The sequence below is a fragment of the Myxococcus sp. AS-1-15 genome, assembly GCF_020037055.1.
Lineage (GTDB): Bacteria > Myxococcota > Myxococcia > Myxococcales > Myxococcaceae > Myxococcus > Myxococcus fulvus.
The window spans coordinates 252,730-273,071 of sequence record NZ_JAIQDF010000010.1 but is presented as its reverse complement, the minus strand read 5'-3'; the positions used below and the strand labels follow the sequence as shown (position 1 = coordinate 273,071).

19 protein-coding genes are annotated in these 20,342 nt (G+C 69.6%); 8 read left to right on the top strand and 11 right to left on the bottom strand.

Annotated features, from left to right (window positions below):
• The first annotated feature begins 56 nt into the window (after nucleotides 1-56).
• On the top strand, nucleotides 57-962 hold the full coding sequence (locus K8625_RS26375) for an MBL fold metallo-hydrolase (protein ID WP_223749443.1): 906 nt from the start codon (nucleotides 57-59) through the stop codon (nucleotides 960-962).
• A gap of 6 nt (nucleotides 963-968) precedes the next feature.
• Here K8625_RS26375 and K8625_RS26370 read toward each other — a convergent pair whose 3' ends face one another.
• The 3 genes from K8625_RS26370 to K8625_RS26360 all read right to left on the bottom strand — a co-directional run bounded on the left by K8625_RS26370 (nucleotide 969) and on the right by K8625_RS26360 (nucleotide 3,820).
• The gene (locus K8625_RS26370; protein WP_223749444.1) at nucleotides 969-2,510 is read right to left on the bottom strand and encodes a HAMP domain-containing sensor histidine kinase; all 1,542 of its coding nucleotides are present in this window, start codon (nucleotides 2,508-2,510) and stop codon (nucleotides 969-971) included.
• A 224-nt stretch (nucleotides 2,511-2,734) separates the two neighbouring features.
• Entirely contained in the window at nucleotides 2,735-3,223 is a 489-nt protein-coding gene (locus K8625_RS26365; protein ID WP_223749445.1) for a Fur family transcriptional regulator, read from the bottom strand.
• Between the two features lie 63 nt (nucleotides 3,224-3,286).
• Nucleotides 3,287-3,820, bottom strand: a complete 534-nt coding sequence (locus K8625_RS26360; RefSeq protein ID WP_223749446.1) for a hypothetical protein — start codon at nucleotides 3,818-3,820, stop codon at nucleotides 3,287-3,289.
• 183 nt (nucleotides 3,821-4,003) lie between these two features.
• On the opposite strand from K8625_RS26360, the gene ppk1 reads away from it, so the two are divergent.
• Nucleotides 4,004-6,160, top strand: a complete 2,157-nt coding sequence (gene ppk1 / locus K8625_RS26355; RefSeq protein WP_223749447.1) for a polyphosphate kinase 1 — start codon at nucleotides 4,004-4,006, stop codon at nucleotides 6,158-6,160.
• A 327-nt stretch (nucleotides 6,161-6,487) separates the two neighbouring features.
• On the opposite strand, the gene K8625_RS26350 is transcribed toward ppk1, so the two are convergent.
• Nucleotides 6,488-7,618 (bottom strand): App1 family protein, encoded by a 1,131-nt coding sequence (locus K8625_RS26350; protein ID WP_223749448.1) that lies wholly within the window; start codon nucleotides 7,616-7,618, stop codon nucleotides 6,488-6,490.
• A 133-nt stretch (nucleotides 7,619-7,751) separates the two neighbouring features.
• Between K8625_RS26350 and K8625_RS26345 the strand changes: the two genes are divergently transcribed.
• Nucleotides 7,752-8,186 carry a DUF6209 family protein gene (locus K8625_RS26345; protein WP_223784241.1) on the top strand — a complete coding sequence of 145 codons (435 nt, stop codon included), beginning with the start codon at nucleotides 7,752-7,754 and terminating at the stop codon, nucleotides 8,184-8,186.
• Between the two features lie 54 nt (nucleotides 8,187-8,240).
• Here K8625_RS26345 and K8625_RS26340 read toward each other — a convergent pair whose 3' ends face one another.
• The 3 genes from K8625_RS26340 to K8625_RS26330 all read right to left on the bottom strand — a co-directional run bounded on the left by K8625_RS26340 (nucleotide 8,241) and on the right by K8625_RS26330 (nucleotide 12,481).
• Nucleotides 8,241-9,428 carry a major royal jelly family protein gene (locus K8625_RS26340; protein WP_223784240.1) on the bottom strand — a complete coding sequence of 396 codons (1,188 nt, stop codon included), beginning with the start codon at nucleotides 9,426-9,428 and terminating at the stop codon, nucleotides 8,241-8,243.
• A 92-nt stretch (nucleotides 9,429-9,520) separates the two neighbouring features.
• Nucleotides 9,521-11,377, bottom strand: a complete 1,857-nt coding sequence (locus K8625_RS26335; protein WP_223784239.1) for a glycoside hydrolase family 15 protein — start codon at nucleotides 11,375-11,377, stop codon at nucleotides 9,521-9,523.
• A 12-nt stretch (nucleotides 11,378-11,389) separates the two neighbouring features.
• Entirely contained in the window at nucleotides 11,390-12,481 is a 1,092-nt protein-coding gene (locus K8625_RS26330; protein WP_223784238.1) for a glucose 1-dehydrogenase, read from the bottom strand.
• 187 nt (nucleotides 12,482-12,668) lie between these two features.
• On the opposite strand from K8625_RS26330, the gene K8625_RS26325 reads away from it, so the two are divergent.
• Together K8625_RS26325 and K8625_RS26320 are read left to right on the top strand one after the other, a co-directional pair.
• Nucleotides 12,669-13,241, top strand: coding sequence for a hypothetical protein (locus K8625_RS26325; protein ID WP_223749455.1), 573 nt, complete (start codon nucleotides 12,669-12,671; stop codon nucleotides 13,239-13,241).
• 74 nt (nucleotides 13,242-13,315) lie between these two features.
• Entirely contained in the window at nucleotides 13,316-14,008 is a 693-nt protein-coding gene (locus K8625_RS26320; RefSeq protein WP_223784237.1) for a tetratricopeptide repeat protein, read from the top strand.
• Between the two features lie 118 nt (nucleotides 14,009-14,126).
• Here K8625_RS26320 and K8625_RS26315 read toward each other — a convergent pair whose 3' ends face one another.
• Nucleotides 14,127-15,794, bottom strand: a complete 1,668-nt coding sequence (locus tag K8625_RS26315; RefSeq protein WP_223784236.1) for a serine/threonine-protein kinase — start codon at nucleotides 15,792-15,794, stop codon at nucleotides 14,127-14,129.
• A gap of 55 nt (nucleotides 15,795-15,849) precedes the next feature.
• Nucleotides 15,850-16,200 carry a hypothetical protein gene (locus tag K8625_RS26310; protein WP_223749458.1) on the bottom strand — a complete coding sequence of 117 codons (351 nt, stop codon included), beginning with the start codon at nucleotides 16,198-16,200 and terminating at the stop codon, nucleotides 15,850-15,852.
• Between the two features lie 214 nt (nucleotides 16,201-16,414).
• Here K8625_RS26310 and K8625_RS26305 point away from each other — a divergent pair, with 214 nt between their 5' ends.
• From K8625_RS26305 to K8625_RS26295, 3 genes are all read left to right on the top strand, one after another.
• Complete coding sequence (locus tag K8625_RS26305; RefSeq protein ID WP_223749459.1) at nucleotides 16,415-17,314, top strand: ABC transporter ATP-binding protein; 900 nt, start codon at nucleotides 16,415-16,417, stop codon at nucleotides 17,312-17,314.
• 3 nt (nucleotides 17,315-17,317) lie between these two features.
• Nucleotides 17,318-18,097 (top strand): ABC transporter permease, encoded by a 780-nt coding sequence (locus K8625_RS26300; protein ID WP_223749460.1) that lies wholly within the window; start codon nucleotides 17,318-17,320, stop codon nucleotides 18,095-18,097.
• A 67-nt stretch (nucleotides 18,098-18,164) separates the two neighbouring features.
• Nucleotides 18,165-19,160 carry an ABC transporter substrate-binding protein gene (locus tag K8625_RS26295; RefSeq protein ID WP_223784235.1) on the top strand — a complete coding sequence of 332 codons (996 nt, stop codon included), beginning with the start codon at nucleotides 18,165-18,167 and terminating at the stop codon, nucleotides 19,158-19,160.
• A gap of 9 nt (nucleotides 19,161-19,169) precedes the next feature.
• On the opposite strand, the gene K8625_RS26290 is transcribed toward K8625_RS26295, so the two are convergent.
• Both K8625_RS26290 and K8625_RS26285 read right to left on the bottom strand, forming a co-directional pair.
• Nucleotides 19,170-19,757: a PIN domain-containing protein gene (locus K8625_RS26290; protein WP_223749462.1), complete on the bottom strand. Its 588-nt coding sequence runs from the start codon at nucleotides 19,755-19,757 to the stop codon at nucleotides 19,170-19,172.
• Between the two features lie 39 nt (nucleotides 19,758-19,796).
• Complete coding sequence (locus tag K8625_RS26285; RefSeq protein WP_223784234.1) at nucleotides 19,797-20,258, bottom strand: helix-turn-helix domain-containing protein; 462 nt, start codon at nucleotides 20,256-20,258, stop codon at nucleotides 19,797-19,799.
• Between the last annotated feature and the right edge of the window lie 84 nt (nucleotides 20,259-20,342).

The following is a 20,342-nucleotide window of genomic DNA, read 5'->3' as shown; positions in this document are numbered from 1 at the left end:
GCACGTCCCACCTTAGACACGGACTCGAGCGGCCTTGCGGCCTGGGACGTGTCGGCATGCGCATCCATCACCTGAACTGCACCACCCTGTGTCCACCCGGGGGCCGCCTCATGGACGGGCGCCGGGGCTTCCGAGGTCCCGCGGCGCTGACCTGCCATTGCCTGCTGGTGGAGGGAGCGAACGGGCTCATCCTCGTGGACACCGGCTTCGGCCTGCAGGACGTGCTCCATCCCCAGGTCCGTCAGAGCCCGCTCTTCCTGGACATGCTGTGTCGGCCCCAGCTGCACGAGGGCGCCACGGCCATCCGGCAAATCGAGCGGATGGGCTTCAAGGCGCAGGACGTGCGCGACATCGTCCTCACCCACCTCGACTTCGACCATGCGGGTGGGCTCGATGACTTCCCGCATGCGCGCGTGCACCTGCTCGCGGACGAGTACCTGGCGGCCACCGCGCGGACGTCACCGCTGGACCGGCAGCGCTACCGCCCCGAGCAGTGGATGCACGAGTCGCACTGGGTGACGTACCCCACGGGACAGGTGGGTGAGCGATGGTTCGGGTTCGACTGCGTGCGCGACCTGAAGGGGCTGCCGCCCGAAATCCTGCTGGTGCCGCTGGTGGGGCACACGCTGGGGCACGCGGGTGTGGCGGTGCGCTCGGGGAGCGGGTGGCTGTTGCACGCGGGCGACGCGTACTTCTTCCACGGGGAGATGGACTCGGGGCGCTATCGCTGCACGCCGGGGCTGCGCGCGTATCAACGGCTCATGGAGAAGGACCGGCCCATGCGGCTGCACAACCAGCGACGGCTGCGTCAGCTCAAGCGCCTGCACGGGGACGAGGTGACGGTGTTCTGCGCGCACGACTCGCTGGAGTTCGAGCGGCTGGAGTCGCGCGAGAAGCACACGGAGACCTCCGCCTTCCGCTCGTTCGTCACGCCGCCCGAGCAGCAGGTCCACCCGTTCTGAGGGGACTCAGGCGGGGGTCGATTCCAGGGGCTGTTCGAGCAGCGGCAGCTCCACCGTGCAGGTGGCGGTGCCCTCCATGCGCAGGGTGCCTCCGTGGGCGTCCACCCACTGTTGGACCAGGTGGCGGCCCAGCCCGGCGCCACCGTCGGGAAGGGGCATGCCCTCAACCACGATTCGCGCGCGGGTGCGCCCCACGCGCTCGACACGGAGCCGCACCGGGTGCCCCGCTCCGAGCTCCAGCGCGTGGGAGATGAGGTGGGTCAGCACCTGCTCCAAGCCCAGTCGGTCCCATCGCCCCACGAGCCCCGGCTCCGCGTCGAAGAGGAGCGGGCTGCCTGCCCGTGTCGCGGACTCGGTGAAGCGCTCCATCACCTCGCGCGCCAGGTGTGACAGGTCCACCGGCTCCGCGACCTGGCGACCCGTGAGCTGGCTCGACACGTCCCACAGGTTCAAGAGCAACTGACCCAGGCGGCGGGATTGTTCGAGCGCACGGCCGACTCCGTCCCTCACGCGGTCCGGCTCCGAGGAGGGGTCCACCCGCTCCAGGCCGCGCAGGAGCCACTGCAAGGTGTCGAACGGGATGCCCAGGTCGTGCGCCCTCACGCCGATGCGCGCCATCATCTCGTGCGCGTCGCTGCGGAGCGTGGCCTCTTCCACCGTCAGCGCGGCCCGGGGGTCCACCTCCGGGCTTCCGCGCGGTGGGGTCTTGGAGCCATCGCCGGGTCTCGCGGCCTCACCGCGCGAGGGACTGTCTTCGTCGAGCAATGAGTCGATGAGCGCCTCCGCGAAGAAGAAGGTGCCGGCCCTGGTGCGTGGACGCGCGGCCTCGTCGACTCTCTCCGAGACGCCATTCGCGGCCTGCACGCTCTCGGCGCGCGGCTTGATTCGCGGGGGGCTGGCCTCGACACGTGGCGGTGGCAGCCGGGACAGCAACAGTCCCCCCGAGGTCGCGGCCAGCACGAGGACCAGGCTCATCGTCACCAGGGAGAGCAGCAGGACCTGCTCGTCCGTCTCCACCACGGACTGGAGGCTCGTGCCCACCTGCGACTCCATCCGGGTCGAGAGTTGCTGGAGCGTCGCGTAGGTGGCTAGCCGTGTGTCCCGGGCCCGCTCCTCGAACAGGGCCTCGCGTCGTGAGTGCGCGGCGCGCGTGGCGTGGATGGCGACCCACTCCCGCACGGCCTGCTCGTGCTCCTGCTCCGCTCGCAGCACCGACGCGAGCAGCGCCGCGGCGGGCGGGGTCACCCCTCGAGACACCAGCCGCTCGTGCGTGACGATGAAGCGCTCGCGAGAGCGCACCCGGTCCTCGGCGAAGAACGCGTCATCGGACAGGACGACGCTCCGCTCGCTGGAGACCTTGTCGGTGAAGGCCCTGCGCAGGCGCTCCACCTCCAGCCGGTCCATCGACATCGCCAGGAGGTTCGCCCTGCGATTGGAGCGCGCGGACACGAGCTCCACGGCCAACGTGCACGTCAGCACCAGCGCGACGAGCAGGGCCGCGATGAAACCAGCGCCCACGCGCTGGAAGAACGTCCACGGCCGCCCCACACCCGCCCCCCTCCGGACAGGCCCTAAGGTGAGGACACGCAGGTCGCGCCTACACCCCCACCCGAGGAGCGCCGACGCGCTCACGCGTGAACAGTCTCAGCGGCTCCGGATATCACTCACGTGGGAGAGCCCATCCATGAACGGAGCGTCAGCATCGATGCTGGGGGCAATCTTGCGATTCAGTCGCATAGAAGCCCGGGGCCGTCCATCCGGGAGGCGCCGGCTCACGTCCTGGCGAGGGGCTCGCAAGCCGAGCACACCCCGAACAGCTCGTGGATGTGCCCGGTGAGCCGGAAGCCGAGGCTCTTCGCCACGTCGTTCTGGAGCAGCTCGATGGCCTCGAAGTGGAACTCCACCACCTTGCCGCACGAGGAGCAGATGATGTGGTCGTGGTGCTCGCGCTCGAAGGCGCGCTCGTAGCGCTGGCCCTCGCCGCCGGAGACCAGCGTCTGGTGGATGAGCTCCGCCTCCACCAGCAGCGGCAGCACCCGGTAGACGGTGGCCGGGTGCACGTCCTCCGCGCCCCGCTCCCGCACGGAGCGCACCAGCTCCTCCGCCGTGAAGTGCCCCACGTGCTCCAGCGCCGCGCGAGCCACCGACTCGCGCACCAGCGAGCTCTTGAGCCCCTTGCGCCGCACGAAGGCGCGAAGATGCTCCAGCGCACGGTTCAGCCCCTCGGGGCCCAGCATGGATGGATGAGACGCCCGACGCATGGCCGCATCATGCGACTGGGTCGCACTTCACGTCCAGTCAGGCGACACCCCGGGCGTGGGCGCTCAGCCCTGGGTCGTCCCCGGGGCGGCGGGCGCCTGCGCGGGGGAGGACGGGGCCTCGCCACCGGAGGGCGCCTCGAAGCTGCCCGTCTCCGGGTCCACGGACCAGGCGGAGAACTTCTGCTGCTTCACGTCCTTCAGCTTCCCGTCCTGGTAGCAGACGGAATAGACGAGGAAGAACTCCTTCTCCATCGACGGCGTGCCGTGGCGGTAGCAGTCCGCGCCCGTGGCGTCCTGCTCGCGCGTCATGGGCCGGCCCAGGAGCGCCACCACCTGGTCCGACGTCATGCCCCCATGCATGGACTTGAAGCCATGGGGCGTGACGACGCGGAAGGTGTTCGCCTGCTCGCGGGCCATCACCCAGAAGCCCACCGCCAGCGTGACGGGGATGAGGGCCGCGACGAGCGCCACGGCCCAGCGGCCCTTGGAGGCCTTGCCTTCCTTCTGGAAGGCCGTGAAGAGGTTGCTCGAATCCGTTGGCTCGGCAACCAGGGCGGCGTTCGGCGGGTTCTCTGTCGGGCTCACGTCGACTGACATGCCGTTCCAACAGCCCGGATGCAAGAAACTCCACGCGTCCTGTCCGGTAACGCCTGCCCGGCGCCTTCCCAGGCCTTACATCGGGGGCGGAGGGGCTGCCCTTCGTGACACGGAAGTTCACAATCCGGGGGTTGCCGTCCTGCTACATCCCCCGCCGAGGTAGGAACCCAGGAGCCGTGAAAGATGGCGAAGCGAGGGGCCGCCGGACGCAGCACCCAGAAGCCGTTGGAGAGAGACGTCCTGCCCGCGGGGACCGACCCGGAGGAGGGGCTCTTCTTCAACCGCGAGCTGTCCTGGTTGGCCTTCAACGACCGGGTGCTCCAGCTGGCCGAGTCGGCGGACGAGCCGCTGCTCGAGCGGCTGAAGTTCGTGGCCATCTACGCGCGCAACCTGGATGAGTTCTTCATGATTCGCGTCGCCCGCCTGCACGAGCAGGTGCGCGGCAACGTGGCCCGGCTGGTCCCCGACGGCGCGTCCCCGGGCCAGACGCTGGACAAGCTGCACGAGGGCATCTTCGAGCAGAGCAAGCGCCACAGCGCCATCTTCGAGAAGCTCCTGCGGCCCGCGCTCGCGGAGAAGGGCCTGCGCATCCTCTCCGCCAAGGACCTGGACGCCGAGCAGCGCGCGCAGGTGGACCAGCGCTTCAAGGAACAGATTTTTCCCGTGCTCACGCCGCTGGCCATCGGCCTGGGCCGACACTTCCCGTACATCTCCAACCTGTCGCTCAGCCTCGCGGTGCTCCTGAGGGACCCGGACGCGGGCGAGGAGAGCGTGGCGCGGGTGAAGGTGCCCAAGGAGCTGCTGCCGCGCTTCCTGCCCCTGAAGAACAACGTCTTCGTGCCGCTGGAGGAGGTCATCGCCCAGCACCTGGGAGATTTGTTCCCGGGCATGGAGGTGCTCAGCTGGAGCCTGTTCCGCGTCACCCGCGACGCGGACTTCACCGTGTCCGAGGACGCGGAGGACCTGCTCAAGGCGGTGGAGACGGAGCTGCGGCAGCGGCGCTTCGGGGACGTCATCCGGCTGGAGGTGCAGGCGGGGATGAGCCCCAAGCTGCTGGAGCCGCTGGTGGAGGCGCTGGGGCTGGAGTCGCGGCAGGTGTACGAGGAGCAGGGGCTGTTGGGCCTGGGGGACCTGCAGGCCATCGCCTTCGCGCCCGGCTTCCCGGAGCTGAAGGACCCGCCGTGGACGCCCGTCACCCAGCCCCGGCTGCGCCCGGACTCGGACGCGCCCGAGGGGACGACGGTGATGGCGGCGATGCGGCGGGGGGATTTGCTGGTGCACCACCCCTACGACTCGTTCGGCTCGTCGGTGGAGCGCTTCGTCACGGAGGCGGTGGCGGACCCGGACGTGCTCGCCATCAAGCAGACGGTGTACCGCACGTCGGACAGCTCCCCGCTGGTGCCCGCGCTGATTACCGCGACGGAGAACGGCAAGCAGGCCGTGTGCATGGTGGAGCTCAAGGCGCGCTTCGACGAGCGCACCAACATCAAGTGGGCCAACGCGCTGGAAGAGGCGGGCGTGCACGTGGTGTATGGGATTCCGTCGCTCAAGACGCACGCGAAGGCCATCCTCATCGTGCGGCGCGAGGGCGAGCGGGTGCGGCACTACGTGCACGTGGGCACGGGCAACTACAACCCGAAGACGGCCCGGCTCTACACGGACATGGGGTTGTTCACCACGGACCCGGACATCGGCGCGGACGTGGCGGACCTGTTCAACTACCTCACCGGCTTCGGCCGGCCCAAGAGCTTCCGCAAGCTCCTGGTGGCGCCGCTCACCATGCGCGAGGGGCTGCTCGAGCACATCAAGGCCACCGTCGTCGCGCACACGCTGGAGCGCCCCGCGCGCATCCAGATGAAGATGAACGCGCTGGTGGACCCCATCATCATCCGCGCGCTCTACGACGCGTCCCGCGCGGGCGTGAAGGTGGACCTCAACGTGCGCGGCATCTGCTGCCTGCGCCCGGGCGTGCCCGGCGTCTCCGAGAACATCCGCGTGGTGTCCACGCTGGGCCGCTTCCTGGAGCACGCGCGCCTGTACCTCTTCGAGCGGGGACAGGAATTGCGCTGCTACATCGGCTCCGCGGACCTGATGCCTCGAAACCTGGACCACCGGGTGGAGATTCTCGCGCCGGTGGAGGACCCCACGCTGGCCGCGCAGGTGCGCGACTCGCTGGAGCGCAGCCTCGCGGACAACACCCACGCGTGGGAGCTGCAAGCCGATGGCACCTGGAAGCGCCTGGTGCCACCGGCCGGCGGCGAGAAGCGCTGGGCCCAGGGCGAAATCATGGAGCGCGCCACGCGGGCCGCCCAGTTCCCCGGGGCCCGTCCCCTGCCCTGAGGCCCCGACTCAGCGCGCCGAGGTGGACCTCGCCGTCCACCAGGAGCACCGGGCCTTGCCGCGCGGAGGGCGCGCCGGAGGGCGTGGGCGCGCGCGCGGGGCGCAGGAGAGGAGCCTGGGGGGCTTCGGACTCCGGGCGATGGCGCGCACCCGGTACCAACGCGGGGAGCGTCCGGCGAAACGAATGGACCTGCTGGCCACGGGGGCCTCGCTTCCTTCAGGGGTGTGGAAACAGAGGAAAGACCGGAGAATCAGGCGCGCCTCTGCCACAGTTGCAGGTCCGAATTCAAGCCTTAACGATAATTTGCCGTCAGAGCTGAAATTGACTCACCCCGGGCCCCGCTCGGAGTCCTCGCGGCGGTGGGCCTCCACCTCGAGGACCTCCTTCCACTGAATCCACCCGGAGCGGGCGGCGTGACGCGCCGCGCTGGTGGTGTCGTCCACGGCGAGCAGCTGGCTGCCCGCGTCGCGGATGTCGGCGGCGATGGCCTCCAGCTCCCGGGCGCGGCGGGGGTGGCCGGGCACGTTGCGGATGTAGACGCCGAGGATGCGGCCGGGGAACTCGCGGACGATGGTGCGGTAGTGCTCGGCGTCCTCCTGGCCGCTGTCGCCGATGAGGATGAAGGGCAGGTGGTCCAGGTCCGTGAGCAGCCCGCGAATCTTCTCCAGCTTGTGGCCGTGGCCGCCGCCGGGGGCGAAGCCCGTGCTGGACAGGCCCCAGTCGCGCAGGAGCAGCGGCCCGGTGGGGATGTGGTGCAGGGCGAGGAACTCGTCCAGGTGCTCGTACAGGTTCCAGGGGCTGCTGGAGACGTAGAAGATGGGGTTGTCGCCCTGGCCGTCCGCGCCCGCCTGGAGCGCCGCGTAGAAGGCGTCCACGCCCGGGAAGGGCAGGCGCACGCGGTGCTCGGTGAGGAACAGGGCCCAGGCGCGCTTGAGCAGGTCCGTCACGCCGGTGACGATGACGGTGTCGTCGATGTCGCTGATGACGCCGTAGCGCGCGCTCGTCCCGGCCACGCGCACGGGGGCGGCCACGCGCGGCACGCCCTCCGGCTCGGGCGACAGCAGCTCCAGCTCCACCATGTGCCAGCCCGAGCGCACGCCCTCGGGCGGGGGCACCCACAGCTCCAGGAAGCCCTCCTCGTCGGTGGTGCCCTCCCAGCGCTTGTCGCCCCAGCGCACCGCCACCTTCGCGCCGGCGATTTCGCGCGTCATGTAGCGCTTGTAGGAGGCCACCGCGCTGCTCCACACCGTGTGGCGTCGCTGCTGCGGCTGGATGTGGCGGTCCTCCAGCACGCGCGCCTTGATGACCGCGCGCTCGGGGGTGCCGTGGCCCCGGTACGGGAGGATGCGCAGCGGCGGGGCGATGCCCAGCGAGCGGCGGAGGCTCCGGCTCATTGCGTCATAGCGGGCGTCGACGCGGACGGCGAGTCGGTAGAAGGCGGGTCTGAAGTCGGCCATGGCGCGGAGCGTAAGGAGTGGGAGGGGGGACTGTAGAAGACTCCGGGGCCCGAGGCGGAGCAAAGCCGCGCGCCAGGTCGCGGGCGCGCTCCGTATCCCAGGTGCCGTCCCCCACTCGACAAGGAGTCACGCCTTGCTGCGTCGTCATGTCCGCTGGTTGCTGGCCGCCGCTTCCCTGCTCGTCGCCTCGGTGGCCTGGTCGCAGTCCACGCCGAGCATCACCTTCCAGTCGCCCTCGCAGGGCTGGAATGTGTTCGCGTCATCCAACCCCCTGCCCTTCGGCGCCACGGCGAGCATCGTCTTCGACGTGTCGCGCCTGACGCAGTGCCGGGGCAACATCAACGCCACCACGCCGGGGTGGACCATTACGGGCCACTACCAGTTCAACAACGGGCCGGTGCAGAGCTTCTGGGTGGCGGGGTTCTCCTCCACGCCCAACCCGCCCGCGCCGTCCATCCCGCTCAGCACGCGCGGAGACCTGGCCATCTGGTTCGAGAACACCAGCCGCTGGGGCTGCCAGGCGTGGGACTCCAACTTCGGCAACAACTACCACTTCAACGTGCAGTGATTCGGCAGGAGGCCCGGAGGCCGCGCGAGCTCCGGGCCCGCCTTGCCTGGCGGCTCACATGCCCGCGATGCCGCCGATGCCGGGCTTGAAGCGGTAGATGAAGTACGGCGCGTTCGCGGCGATGTGTGCCTTGGACTGGAGCATGTGGTGGGGGATGGCGCTGTCGGCCACGTAGAGCCAGCCGTCCGGCCCGTGGTTGAGCGCGTCCGCCCAGCGCAGGCGCGGGGACTTCACCAGCGTCTCCAGGCGTCCCTCCGGGCTCATGCGCAGCACCGCGCCGTGCTCCACGTCCGTCACCAGCGCGTTGCCCTCGGTGTCCGCGCTGAGCCCGTCGTTGAGCGGCTTTCTGCCCACGGCTTGGAGGCGCGTGCCGAGGGCCTCGTCATCGAGCGAGCGGTCCTTCAGGTCCGCGGTGCGCACGCGGTACATCGTGTCGTGGTTCATCGCGGCGAACCACAGCCATTCGTCGCTGGGGTCCAGCGCGATGCCGTCCACGCCGCACTTGAGCGCGGCGAGCCCCCCGAAGAACACCATGTCCTTGATGGGGTTTCGGATGATGAAGTCCTTGGGGAACACGGCGTCGTGCTTCTCCAGCACGCGGCGCGACTCCTTCGTCGCCACGTCGTGGACGATGAGCGCCGGGGAGCGCCGCCAGAAGCCCACGTCCGCGATGAACACCGTCTGGCCACGCGCGTCCACGCGCAGGTCCTGGAGGAACGAGCCCGGCGGGGCGATTTGCGGCGGGACGTCGTACTCGTGCGCCAGGTGGCCGGTGGCCAGCTCGAAGGCGAGCAGCCGGGGGACACCGAGCCCGTGGTTGCCGTGGTCGATGGTCCACAGCCAGCCGCGCCGGTCGATGGTGATGCCGAGCACCGTGTCGAACAGCCGCGCCTGCACCGCCTCCGAGGGGAAAGGCACCGCCTTGCCGTCCACCCACTCGAACAGCTTCGCGCCCTGGGGCCGGCTCTCCGGATGCAGTGTGTAGAAGACGCGGCCCGTGGAGGAGACCGCGACGTTGCCGATGGGCTCGGGGCTGCGCACCACCTCCTCCAGCGCGCTGTCCGGGAGCAGGGGCATGCCCGTCACGTCCGGGTACGGTTCGCCTCCCCCGTAGCGCAGCCGCACCCCGACCAGCGCGAGCGCCACCAGGCCCACCACGGCGATGACGGCCTTGAGCCCCCGGGCGACGAGCGCGCGAGGTGCGGGGGACGACGAGGGAGCGGAGACGGTCGGTTCGGCCATGAGCGGGATTGGGGAGAGGGACACCCACCAGACGTGGTGAGTCATCACTCTCCCTCAATACGGAGGCCGACGACGAGTGGTTCTCTTCGCCGTCAGTCCTTGCGCCCCAGCGTCCGGTCCAGGTTGTAGGCGGCGCTGATGAGCGACAGGTGGGTGAGCGCCTGGGGGAAGTTGCCGAGCGACTCGCCCCCCATGCCCGTCTGCTCCGCGTACAGCCCCACGTGGTTGGCGTAGCCGAGCATCCGCTCGAACATCAGCCGCGCCTCCTCCAGCAGGTCCGGCCGCGCCGAGTTCGCCCGCGTCATCGCCTCCACCAACCAGAAGCTGCACAGGTTGAACGTCCCCTCGCTGCCGGGGATGCCGTCCAGCGTCGCCTCCACGTCGTAGCGGTACACCAGCCCGTCCGACGCGAGGCCCCCCTGCGACGGCGGCTGACGCAGGTGGTCCAGCATGGACAACATCCGGGGGTCCACCGGCGACAGGAAGAAGACCAGCGGCATCAACAGGTTCGCCGCGTCCAGCGTGTCCTTCCCATAGGCCTGGATGAAGGAGCCGCGCTTCTCGCTCCAGCCCTGGACCATGATCTCCTCGAAGATGGCGTCACGCGTCGCGAGCCACCGCGCCCGGTCCGCCGGGAAGCTGCGCTTGTCCGCCAGCCGGATGGCCCGGTCCAGCGCCACCCAGCACATCAGCTTCGAGTACACGAAGTGCCGCCGGCCTCCGCGTATCTCCCAGATGCCCTCGTCCGGCTGGTTCCAGTGCTCGCACACCCAATCCACCAACCGGCGCAGGTGCATCCAGAAGTCGTAGGAGATGGGCGCCGCGTACTTGTTGGACAGGTACACCGAGTCCATCAGCTCGCCGTAGATGTCCAGCTGGAGCTGGTCCGCCGCCGCGTTGCCGATGCGCACCGGCCTGGCGCCGCCGTAGCCCTCCAGGTGCGACAGCTCCTCTTCCTGGGGCACCGGGCTGCCGTCCAGCGAGAACATCAGCGGCAGGGGCCCGTCCCCGTGCTCCGCGCACCGCGCCTCCACCCACCGCATGAAGGCCGCCGCCTCCTTCTTGAAGCCGATGCGCAGGAACGCGTAGACGGTGAAGGCCGCGTCGCGCAGCCAGCAGAAACGGTAGTCCCAGTTGCGACTGCCACCGGGTGACTCGGGCAGGCTGCACGTGGGCGCCGCGACGATGGCCCCCGTCGGCTCGAAGGTCATCAGCTTGAGCGCCAGCGCCGAGCGCTGCACCGTCTCCCGCCAGCGGCCCGTGTACTGACAGCTCGACAGCCAGTGGCGCCAGTAGTCCACCGTGTCGCGGAACAGCGACTCCGAGGACGCGTGGTCGTGCACCAGGTCCTCGCACGACTTGCGCAGGCCCTCGCGCAACGAGAAGACCGCGGACTGGTTCTCCTTGAGCTTGAAGCGCGCGGTGACGCCCCGCTCCGCCCGCTCGAGCTTCACCGAGGACGACAGCGTCATCTGCAGCGAGCTCGACTCGAAGGCCGCCCCTCCGCCGATGAGGTGCGTCTGGTGCGAGTCCCGGGCGTAGTTGAAGGCCGGAAAGCACTCCATCTCGAACGACAGCTCACCGCGCACCACGCGCACGCGGCGGATGACCTCGCGCACCTGCTTGATGCCCTTGTGCTCCATGGGCATGAAGTCGACCAGCTCCCCCACGCCCTCCGCCGTGTAGAAGCGCGTCACCAGCACGTTGGTGTCCGGCCAGTAGAACTGCTTGTGCAGCACGCCGTCCCGCTCGGGGCGGATGCTCCAGTGGCCGCCCTTCTTCGGGTCCAGCAGCGACGCGAAGATGCTGGGACTGTCGAAGTGCGGGTAGCACAGCCAGTCGATGGTGCCCTCGTTCCCGACCAACGCCACCGTGCGCAGGTCACCGATGACGCCGTGGTCCTCGATGGGAACCGAATCCCCCGCCACCGCCTTTCTTCCCACCCCCATGCGCACCTCGCTTCAACGGAAGGAAATGACGTTCTTGATGCCGCCCGACACCTTGCCGGTCACCACGTCGACGAAGGCCTCGGGAGGATACCGTCCGGTGAGCAGCCGCTCCACCGCGCCGGGCCACGTCGCCCGGAAGTGGCTCAGGTCCTCGAGCGCCATGTCGAAGTCCAGCGCCGCCGCGTTCACCGTGCCGGACACCACCTGGTTGTGGAGCACCAGTTGCTTGAGCAGCGCGGCCCCGTCCACCGTCAGCTCCTCGCCGTGCGACGGCACCCCCGTGAGGATGAGCACGCCGTTGGGCGCCAGCGCCCCGAGCACGTCCACGGCGGCCTTCGCCACGCCCGTGGCCTCGTAGATGACGTCCGCGGCGCCGACGCGGCGGACCAGCTCCTGGGCGGACACGTCCTGGGTGGACAGGTAGGGCGCGCCCACCTCGCCCGCGATGGCCTCCTTCGGGTTGGGCGGCCGCTTGTGCGAGTACACCGTGGTGGCGAAGCCCCGCCGTATCAGGGCCAGCATGCCCAAGAGGCCCACCGGTCCGCCGCCGAGCACCACCGCGCGCCCCGGCGCGGGCCTCCAGGGCAGGCGCTCCTGGATGTGGCCCAGCTGGCGCAGGCCCTTCTGGGCGATGGTGAGGGGCTCGGTGAGGACCGCGATTTGACGCAGCTCCGAGGGGACGCGGTGCACGTAGGCCACGTCCTCGACGAAGAACTCCGAGCAGAAGCCGTGCGCCTCCTTGATGCCGCGCTCGGTGAAGTCGCCGGTGATGCAGTAGTCGGGGTGGCCGCCACGGCAGGCGGTGCAGATGGCGTGGGGACAGGGCCTGCGCACGCGGGGCACCACCAGGTCGCCCTTCTGCACGCCCTTCACGGCGGAGCCGACCTCGATGACCTCGCCCAGGCACTCGTGGCCGAGGATGAGGTAGTCCAGGCCGGGCGGCGGCGAGCCGTAGGTGAAGGAGACGATGTCCTTGTCCGTGCCGCACACGCCCACTTCGTGGGTGCGCACCTTCACCTGTGTCGGCGATTGGAGCTGGGGCTCGGGCGCGTCGTTGATGACGCGCACCGCTCGCTTCCCGGGAAAGACGGCGACGGCCTTCATGCGCGGCTCCTGCGACAGGCGGGTGCGGAATCCTGTCTGAGGTGTTCACCCGGAGGCCGTGACACCAGGGGGCTCGGGGTGGAAGGCGCGGTGCGCCCGCTCGCTCGCCGCCTGGGGGCTTCTTTCCGACGCGAGGGGTGCACGAAACCGCTGCGGGCCGGGGCCCGCGGGTCTATGAGTGGAGCTTGTGAGCGAGCCCACCCCCGCCATCCCCATCGACGACGACAAGCCCCTGGCCAGCCGCTCCACGGCGATTGGGACGGTGGCGTTCCTCATCCTCGCGCTGCCGTTCCTGGTGCTCGGCCTGTGGCTGCTGGATGGGAAGTCGCGGATGGATTTGCACTGCGCGCCGGGCGGCCCCTGCACGCTCACGAAGTCAGGCTGGCTCACGCGCGAGCCGGTGGCCACGCTGCCGCTGGACGCGATTCAGTCCGTGAAGGTGGAGCGCACGAAGAGCGCCCGTCGCAAGTCCGTGCCCATCTTCCGGCCGGAGCTGATGACGACGCAGGGCAAGCTGCCCCTGTTCGCCCAGTGGGCCACCGTCGAGAGCGAGGCCACCGCGGTGAAGGAGCAGGTGGAGCGCTACCTCGCCTCGCCCGCCACGCAGTCGCTGGAGGTGACGCGGGATGACCGACGCTCCTCGCTGCGCGTGGGCGGCGCCTTCACCGGCGTGGGCGTGGGGTTGCTCGTGTTCAGCCTGTGGCTCGCGTGGCGCACGCGGATGCACCGACGCCTGGAAGCAGCCCGCGTCTCGGAATGACGTGAGCACGGGTGGATATCGCCCCGGGGGCGGGCCGGTTCCTGTCCGGGGACTCCGTGTTAGCGTTGCCAGACATGGAAGCGTCTAGAACCCTGAGAAGCTGGGGGGCATGGGTGATGGTGCTGTGGGCCTGGTTCGCGCCGGGGCTGGCCCTGGCGGAGGACGTGAGCCCGTTCCGCCGCCGCATGGAGCGCGCGGGCGCGCAGTACGAAGCGCTGGAGTACGAGAAAGCCCTCCACTGGCTGACCCAGGCGAGGCAAGTGGCCTCCACCCCCGACGAGCAGGTCGAGGTGGCGCTCTACCGGGGTCTGGTCCTGTCGGACCTGGGACGCAGGAAGCAGGCGCTGGAGGAGTTCCGCGCGGGCCTGTCCCTGAAGCCCGATGCCGTGCTGCCCGCCGCCACGGGTCCCAAGGTGGAGCGGGACTTCGAGTCGGTGCGCAAGCAGGTCCGGCGACAGCAGGGCACGGCCTCCGCGGCCGCGCCTCCCGCGAAGGTGGAGGAGCCCGAGGCCCCTGCGAAAACCGAGGTGCCCCCAGCCGTCGCGGTCCAGGAGACGCCAGCCCCCGCCCCCGTCGCGCCCGAGCCGGAGCCGGAGGCGCCGCAGAAGAAGGACCTGCGCTCGAAGCTGGGCGCCGCCGGGTCCACGCTGGGGAAGAACGTCGGCAACGCGCTGGGCTCGGCGCTCGACTCGGTGATGGGCTCGAAGAAGAAGCCCGAGGAGCCTCCTCCCGCGTCCCCGGATGTGGCGAAGAAGGACGAGCCGTAGCGCGGGGTGGCGTGCGCTGGCGGGAGGGCGATGCGCGACTCCGGCGCGCGTCGAGACCTTCCACGGCGGGTCCACGAGCGGGGACTTCGCCCGAGCACTCGACAGGCCTCGACGTCGCTCACTCCTGCGTCAGGTTCAGCTTGAAGACGTTCGCGGTCCCCGCCTTCACCTCGAAGCTGCGCGTCACGCGCTTGCCCAGCCGTGAGTTCACGGCGGTGATGGTGTGGTTGCCCTCGGCCACGTCGATGATGCCGAGTGGCGTCTCGCCCAGCTTCTTGCCATCGAGATACACGACGGCATAGGGGCGGATGCGGAACTCCACCGTCCCTGTCACCGCTCGCGCGGAGCCGCCCTTGCGCTGCGTGCCCTCGGTGTTGCCTGTCACGGGTGCGAGGAGGCCATCGTCCGCATCGGGCGCGGAGGGCTCTGTCGGCCGTGGCGCGGCCTCCTCGGCTTGGGAGAGCTCCACGCCGGAGGGCGCGGGCTGTTCTCCTTGCGTGGGCTTCACCTCGGAAGGCACGGGTCGCACTCCCTCCATGGGCGTCGTCTCGGCGAGCCTCGCGTCGGAGGGAACGGGCAGTGCCTCCGTCGTGACACCCCTGTTCACCGACACCTCGGGCACCACGGGCCCGGACGGCGCTCTCCCGAGCAGCGCATAGCCACCACCGGCGACGAGCAGCACCACGCCCGCGACAGCCGCCGGCACGCGCTTCTTCCCGCGCGTCGCACCCACGTCCTTGTGAGGCCGCCGCTGGGTCGTCTGCTCGAACACGGCCGCGTCTCTCGCCTCGGCCCGCTTCTCGCGCGCGGGGCCCGAGGGCGCGGTGCGCTGGGCCTCGCGGTTCGTGATGGGCGCGGGCGTCGCGGTGGCGCGCTCCTCCACCACCTGCTCCACGGACTGCGCAATCTGATACGCGCCCACGGGCTCGCCCGTCGACAACACGAAGCGCTCGAGGTCCGCCTGGAGCGCGCGACAGTCGGGATAGCGCTTCTCCCGGTCCTTCTCGAGCGCGGTGGAGATGATGGCCTGCAAGGCGCTCGGGACATCGGCGCGGTGGCGACTCACCGGCACCGGCGGACGCGAGACGATGGCCTGCATCATCGCCAGCTCCGTGGCCCCCTCGAAGGGCAGCCGCCCCGTGAGCAGCTCATACAGGACGACCCCCAGCGCATACACATCCACGCGCCGGTCCAGCGGGTCCGCCTGACATTGCTCGGGTGGCATGTACGCCACCTTGCCCTTCACGATGCCCGTCTGCGTGCGGTGCTTCTGCCCCGCCACCTTCGCGATGCCGAAGTCCACCACCTTCACCGCGCCCTGCCGCGACACCAGGATGTTGTCCGGGCTCACGTCCCGGTGAATCAACCCGAGCGGCTGCCCCGTGCCCGGGTCCGCGAAGTCATGTGCGTACGCGAGCCCCTCCGCCGCGAGCGCCACCACCTTCGCGCAGATGTTGGGCGCCAGCGGGCGTCCTCTCGACGCGGCCTGTCGCTGCCAGCGGCGCAGGTTCGGCCCGTCGATGAGCTCCATCGCCAGGAAGTAGCTGCCCTCGGCCTCACCGAAGTCGAAGATCTGGACGATGTGGGGATGGTTGAGCTGCGCGACCAGCCGCGCCTCCTCCAGGAACATCTCCACGAAGGACGGGTCCTCCACCAGGTGCGGGAGGATGCGCTTGAGCACCAGCGTCTTCTCGAAGCCCCCGGGCCCGGCCACCTTCGCCAGGAACACCTCCGCCATGCCGCCCGTCGCCAGCTTGCGGACGAGCTGATATCTCCCCACGTGCATTGCGCGCAGGTTCCCCCAGCTTCCCCCGGGAAAGGAACCCCCCTCGTTCCGGACGCTAGGACACCAGCAACCCGATGACGCGCCCCAGCCCCACGCCCAGCGTCACGCCGAAGCCCAGGCCGAACCGCGCCCGGTCGAACGCATAGCGCCAATCCCAGACGCTCACGCCCCCAAAGCCCGCCACCAGCGCGCCCGCCAGGATGGGTGACGCCAACCCCAGCAGCAGCGCGCCCTCGAAGTCGTCGACGAGCGGCTCCGGCCAGAACATCGCGCTGAGGCCCCCCAGCCCCAACCCCAGGAGCAGGTAGAGCACCAGGGCCCACGCGCCGCCGCGCTTGTCCTTCGCGAAGACCGACAGCACCCCGACCACCAGGTCCCCCAGCACATCGGTCACGACACTCAGCATGCCCCCGGGTCTAAGGCGGTCGAGCAGGCGCGGAAAGCAAGCGGCGGAGGCATCCCTAGTTTTCGGACGTCCGGCGAAGAGGTCCGGAGGCCGATGACGGAGTGTGGAGGAGACGACACTCCCCTCCCGGCGAGCGAGGAAGCAGGGTGACGGGTGCCCCCGAGGCAGCCCACACCCCCTTCCGTCTTGCGTACATGTGCCTAGCTTGTGGCCGATGCTGCGTGCCCTCCTCGGCCGATGGCGAAGCTCGCTGCGCTTCTTGCGTCCGGCCGACGTCAGCGCCGCGCGCGCGAAGATTTCCGTCACCCAGCTGGGGCATCGCTACGGCAACAAGGTCGTGGCCTTGAAGGACGTGGACCTGAACGTCCGCTCGGGTGAGTTCGTCTGCCTCCTGGGCCCGTCCGGCTGCGGCAAGTCCACGCTGCTCTACGCGCTCGCGGGCCACGTGCGCCCCACTGGCGGCACGGTGTCCATTGATGGACAGAGCATCGGCGGGCCAGGGCCGGACCGGCTCCTGATGTTCCAGGAGGCGGCGCTGTTCCCGTGGCTCACGGTGCGGGGGAACATCACCTTCGCCCTGGCGGCCCGGGGGGTGCCTCGCGCCGAGCGCAAGGAGCGCGCGGACCAGTACATCCGCCGCGTGCAGCTCCAGGGGTTCGAGGACACGCTGCCCCACCAGCTCTCCGGCGGCATGAAGATGCGCGCGAGCCTGGCGCGGGCGCTCGCGGTGGACCCGACGGTGCTGCTGATGGACGAGCCGTTCGGCTCGCTGGACGCGCAGACGCGCATCCACATGCAGGAGCTGTTGCAGTCCATCTGGATGCGCACGCACAAGACGGTGGTGTTCGTGACGCACGACGTGCACGAGGCCCTGATGCTGGGCTCGCGCGTGGTGCTCATGGCTCCGCGGCCCGGGCGCATCGTGAGGGATTTGGAGGTCCACCTGCCCATGCCGCGTCATCCGGACGACGCGGCCCTCACGGAGATGGTGCGCCACATCCAGGGGCTCTTGCGCGAGGTGGAGCGCGAGAGCGAGCCCGAGCCCGAGCCCCCGCGCGCCCAGGAGCCTTCCGCCGCGCTGCCCGTGGCGGGACTGCCTCGTCCGGTGAGGTGAGCCATGAAGCGTGATTCGGCGCTCAAGAACTACTCCCAGAAGCTGGGGCTGGTGTTGTTGCTGCTCGGCGTGTGGGAGGGCGTGGCCCGGATGGGCATCTGGTCCTCGTACCTGTTCCCCGGGCCGATGACCGTGGCCGAGAGCCTCTGGCGGCTGGCGTCCGGCGGGCAGCTGTGGGGCGCGACGCTGCGCTCATTGGGACGGTTGGGGCGCGCGTACGTGATGTCGGTGGGCATCGGCGTGCCGCTGGGCCTGCTGATGGCCAGGCTGGCGTTCTTCCGCAACGCGGTGAAGCCGGTGGTGATGGGGCTGCAGGCGCTGCCGTCCATCTGCTGGTTGCCCTTGGCGCTCCTGTGGTTCGGGCTGACGGACGGGGCCATCCTGTTCGTGGTGGTGATGGGCAGCGTGCTGGGCATCGCCATCGCGACGGAGGACAGCATCCAGGGAGTGGACCCGCAGCTGTTGCGTGTGGCGAGCACGTTGGGGGTGCGCGGGCTGCGCTTCCAGTTCGGGGTGCTGCTGCCGGCGGCGCTGCCGGGCATCGTGACGGGGTTGAAGCTGGGGTGGAGCTTCGCGTGGCGCGCGCTGCTCGCGGGGGAGCTGCTGTTCGTGTCCGGGGGATTGGGGCAGCTGCTCACGGTGGGGCGCGAGCTGATGGACGTGCCGCAGGTGATGGCGGTGATGGTGGCCATCGTGCTCATCGGCGTGACGGTGGACCGTGTCTTCTTCCAGACGGTGGAGGGGCGGCTGCGCCGGCGCTGGGGTTTGCAGCCGGCGATGTGAAGCGCCCGACGCTCGTGTCGTGACACGTGTTGCCAGTGCTGGCTTCGCGTCCTTCTGCTGGGTGCCTATGCGTCTTCTTCGTTTCCTGGCGGTCGTGGTGTTGATGGGCGTCGGGTGCAAGCGCGAGTCGGCGCGAGGGCCTGACGATGCGCTGCGGCTGGGGTTCTTCCCGAACATCACGCATGCGCAGGCGCTGGTGGGGAACGCGGAGGGGACGTTCGCGTCGGAGCCTGGGGTGGGGAAGCTGGAGGTGAAGCAGTTCAACGCGGGGCCCGCGGCGATGGAGGCGTTGGTGGCGGGCTCGTTGGATGTGTCCTACGTGGGCACGGGGCCGTCCATCAACACGTTCCTCAAGGCGGGGCGCGAGCTGCGGGTCATCGCGGGCGCGGTGAACGGGGGCGCGGTGTTGGTGACGCGCACGGCGAAGAGCGCGGCGGAGCTGAAGGGGAAGAAGCTGGCCACGCCGCAGTTGGGGAACACGCAGGACATCGCGCTGCGCTACTGGCTGAAGCAGCAGGGCATCGAGACGAACCTGGACGGCACGGGGGATTTGCAGATCGTGCCGCTGAGCAACTCGGACATCCTGGTGCAGTACCTGCGCGGGGGAATCGAGGGTGCGTGGGTGCCCGAGCCGTGGGGCACGCGCATGCTGCTGGAGCCGGGGGGTGGCGGGCAGGTTCTGGTGGATGAGAAGTCGCTGTGGCCGGGTGGGCGGTATCCGACGACGGTGGTGGTGACGACGCGGAAGGCCATCGAGACGCAGCGGCCGCGCATCGTCGCGCTGTTGCGCGCGCACGTGAAGCTGACGGAGCGGTGGGAGAAGGAGCCGGAGGCGTTCGCCACGGCGGTGAACGCGGCGTTCGGGCAGTTGACGAAGAAGCCGTTGAAGCCGCCGATTCTGCAGGGGGCGTTCTCACGGCTGGAGCCGAGCCTGGACCCGGTGGGCTCCGCGCTGGCGGCGGCCGCGCGGCATGCGCAGGAGCTGCACTTCATCCCCGCGTCGGACATCAGCGGGCTGGTGGACTTGAGCCTGCTCGAGGAGGCTCGCAGGGCGAGGGATTGAGGCAGCGCGCTATGCGCTTCCATCCGGGTCGGAGTCGAGCAAGCGCAGATAGTCGCGCACGTCCTGAACAAAACCCGGGAGCGGCTTCGACAGCGCATTGAGGTGCTGCTCGAAGGTCTGCGGAGGTTTTTTCTTCTCCTCGGCGTGCTGTCGGAGAATCTGGAGCAGCGTCTCACTATCAAGGTCGAAGAGATTCCGCAGGAAGCCGTCAGCGGACTGCGCCTCCATGAAGTCGGGCAGGTCTTCCTTCTGGAAGTGCTTCAGATTGTTGGTCACCAGGACCTGCGCCTGCGCCTTGAAGGCCGCGGCGGCGACATGCCTGTCCCCCGGATGATTTCTCATGCTGGGCTCCAGGTGCTCGTAGCCTGTCACCCTCGAGTCGGGGAAATGCAGCTCCAACAGGGCGAGCGTCCTGTCGATCGACTCCGGGGTGCGGTTCCTCTTCGCTATCAGGCTCCGTCGGAACTCTTCGAGGACGCGGTCACTCCAATACGGTTGGATGAGACCGGCCGAAGCGACGCGCAACAGGGTGTCGCGCGTCACTCCCGAGAAGAACACGTTCGCGTCGATGAACACCCGAAAGACCGCTGGGAACACGCCCCCACCCCGCAGCGGGCCGGCGTGCTTCGACCGGCCCTAGCTGTAGTAATCCTCGTCGTCTTCACTGAGCTGCGTGAGCTCTCGAAGACCACTCGCCCTTGCCTCGTCCCGCTGCTGCTTATAGCGCAGGAGGTCCTCGAAAAGGATGCGTCGATGCTTGACGCTTCGGGTGTATTTGATTTTCCCGGACTCACACAGATTGACGAGTCCCTGGCGTGAGATGTTGAGAAAGTCCGCTGCTTGCTGCGTGGTCAGCGCTTTCCTCGAAGGCACGATGCTCACCGGCTCTCCCTTGGCAAGCGCGGCGAAGAGCGTGCGCAGCAACTCCGCGGCCTCTGGCGGCAGTTCGACCTGAGCGCCGTTCGGGAAGAGCAGGACCGGCGACTTCGGGCGAGCCCCTGACGCGGCCTTTCCCTGGGTGAGCTGCAGATGGATCTGCTCGGCGATAGGGCGCTTCTCGGGAGGAAGCGCGACGGGGTCGTCGAGGTTGGTCAGCATGCGGGCACTCCGCTACAGCAGCAAAGGAATCCCTGTTTATTCAGGGGTTTGAATCACTCGACTCGATTCAAAATCGCTAAATTC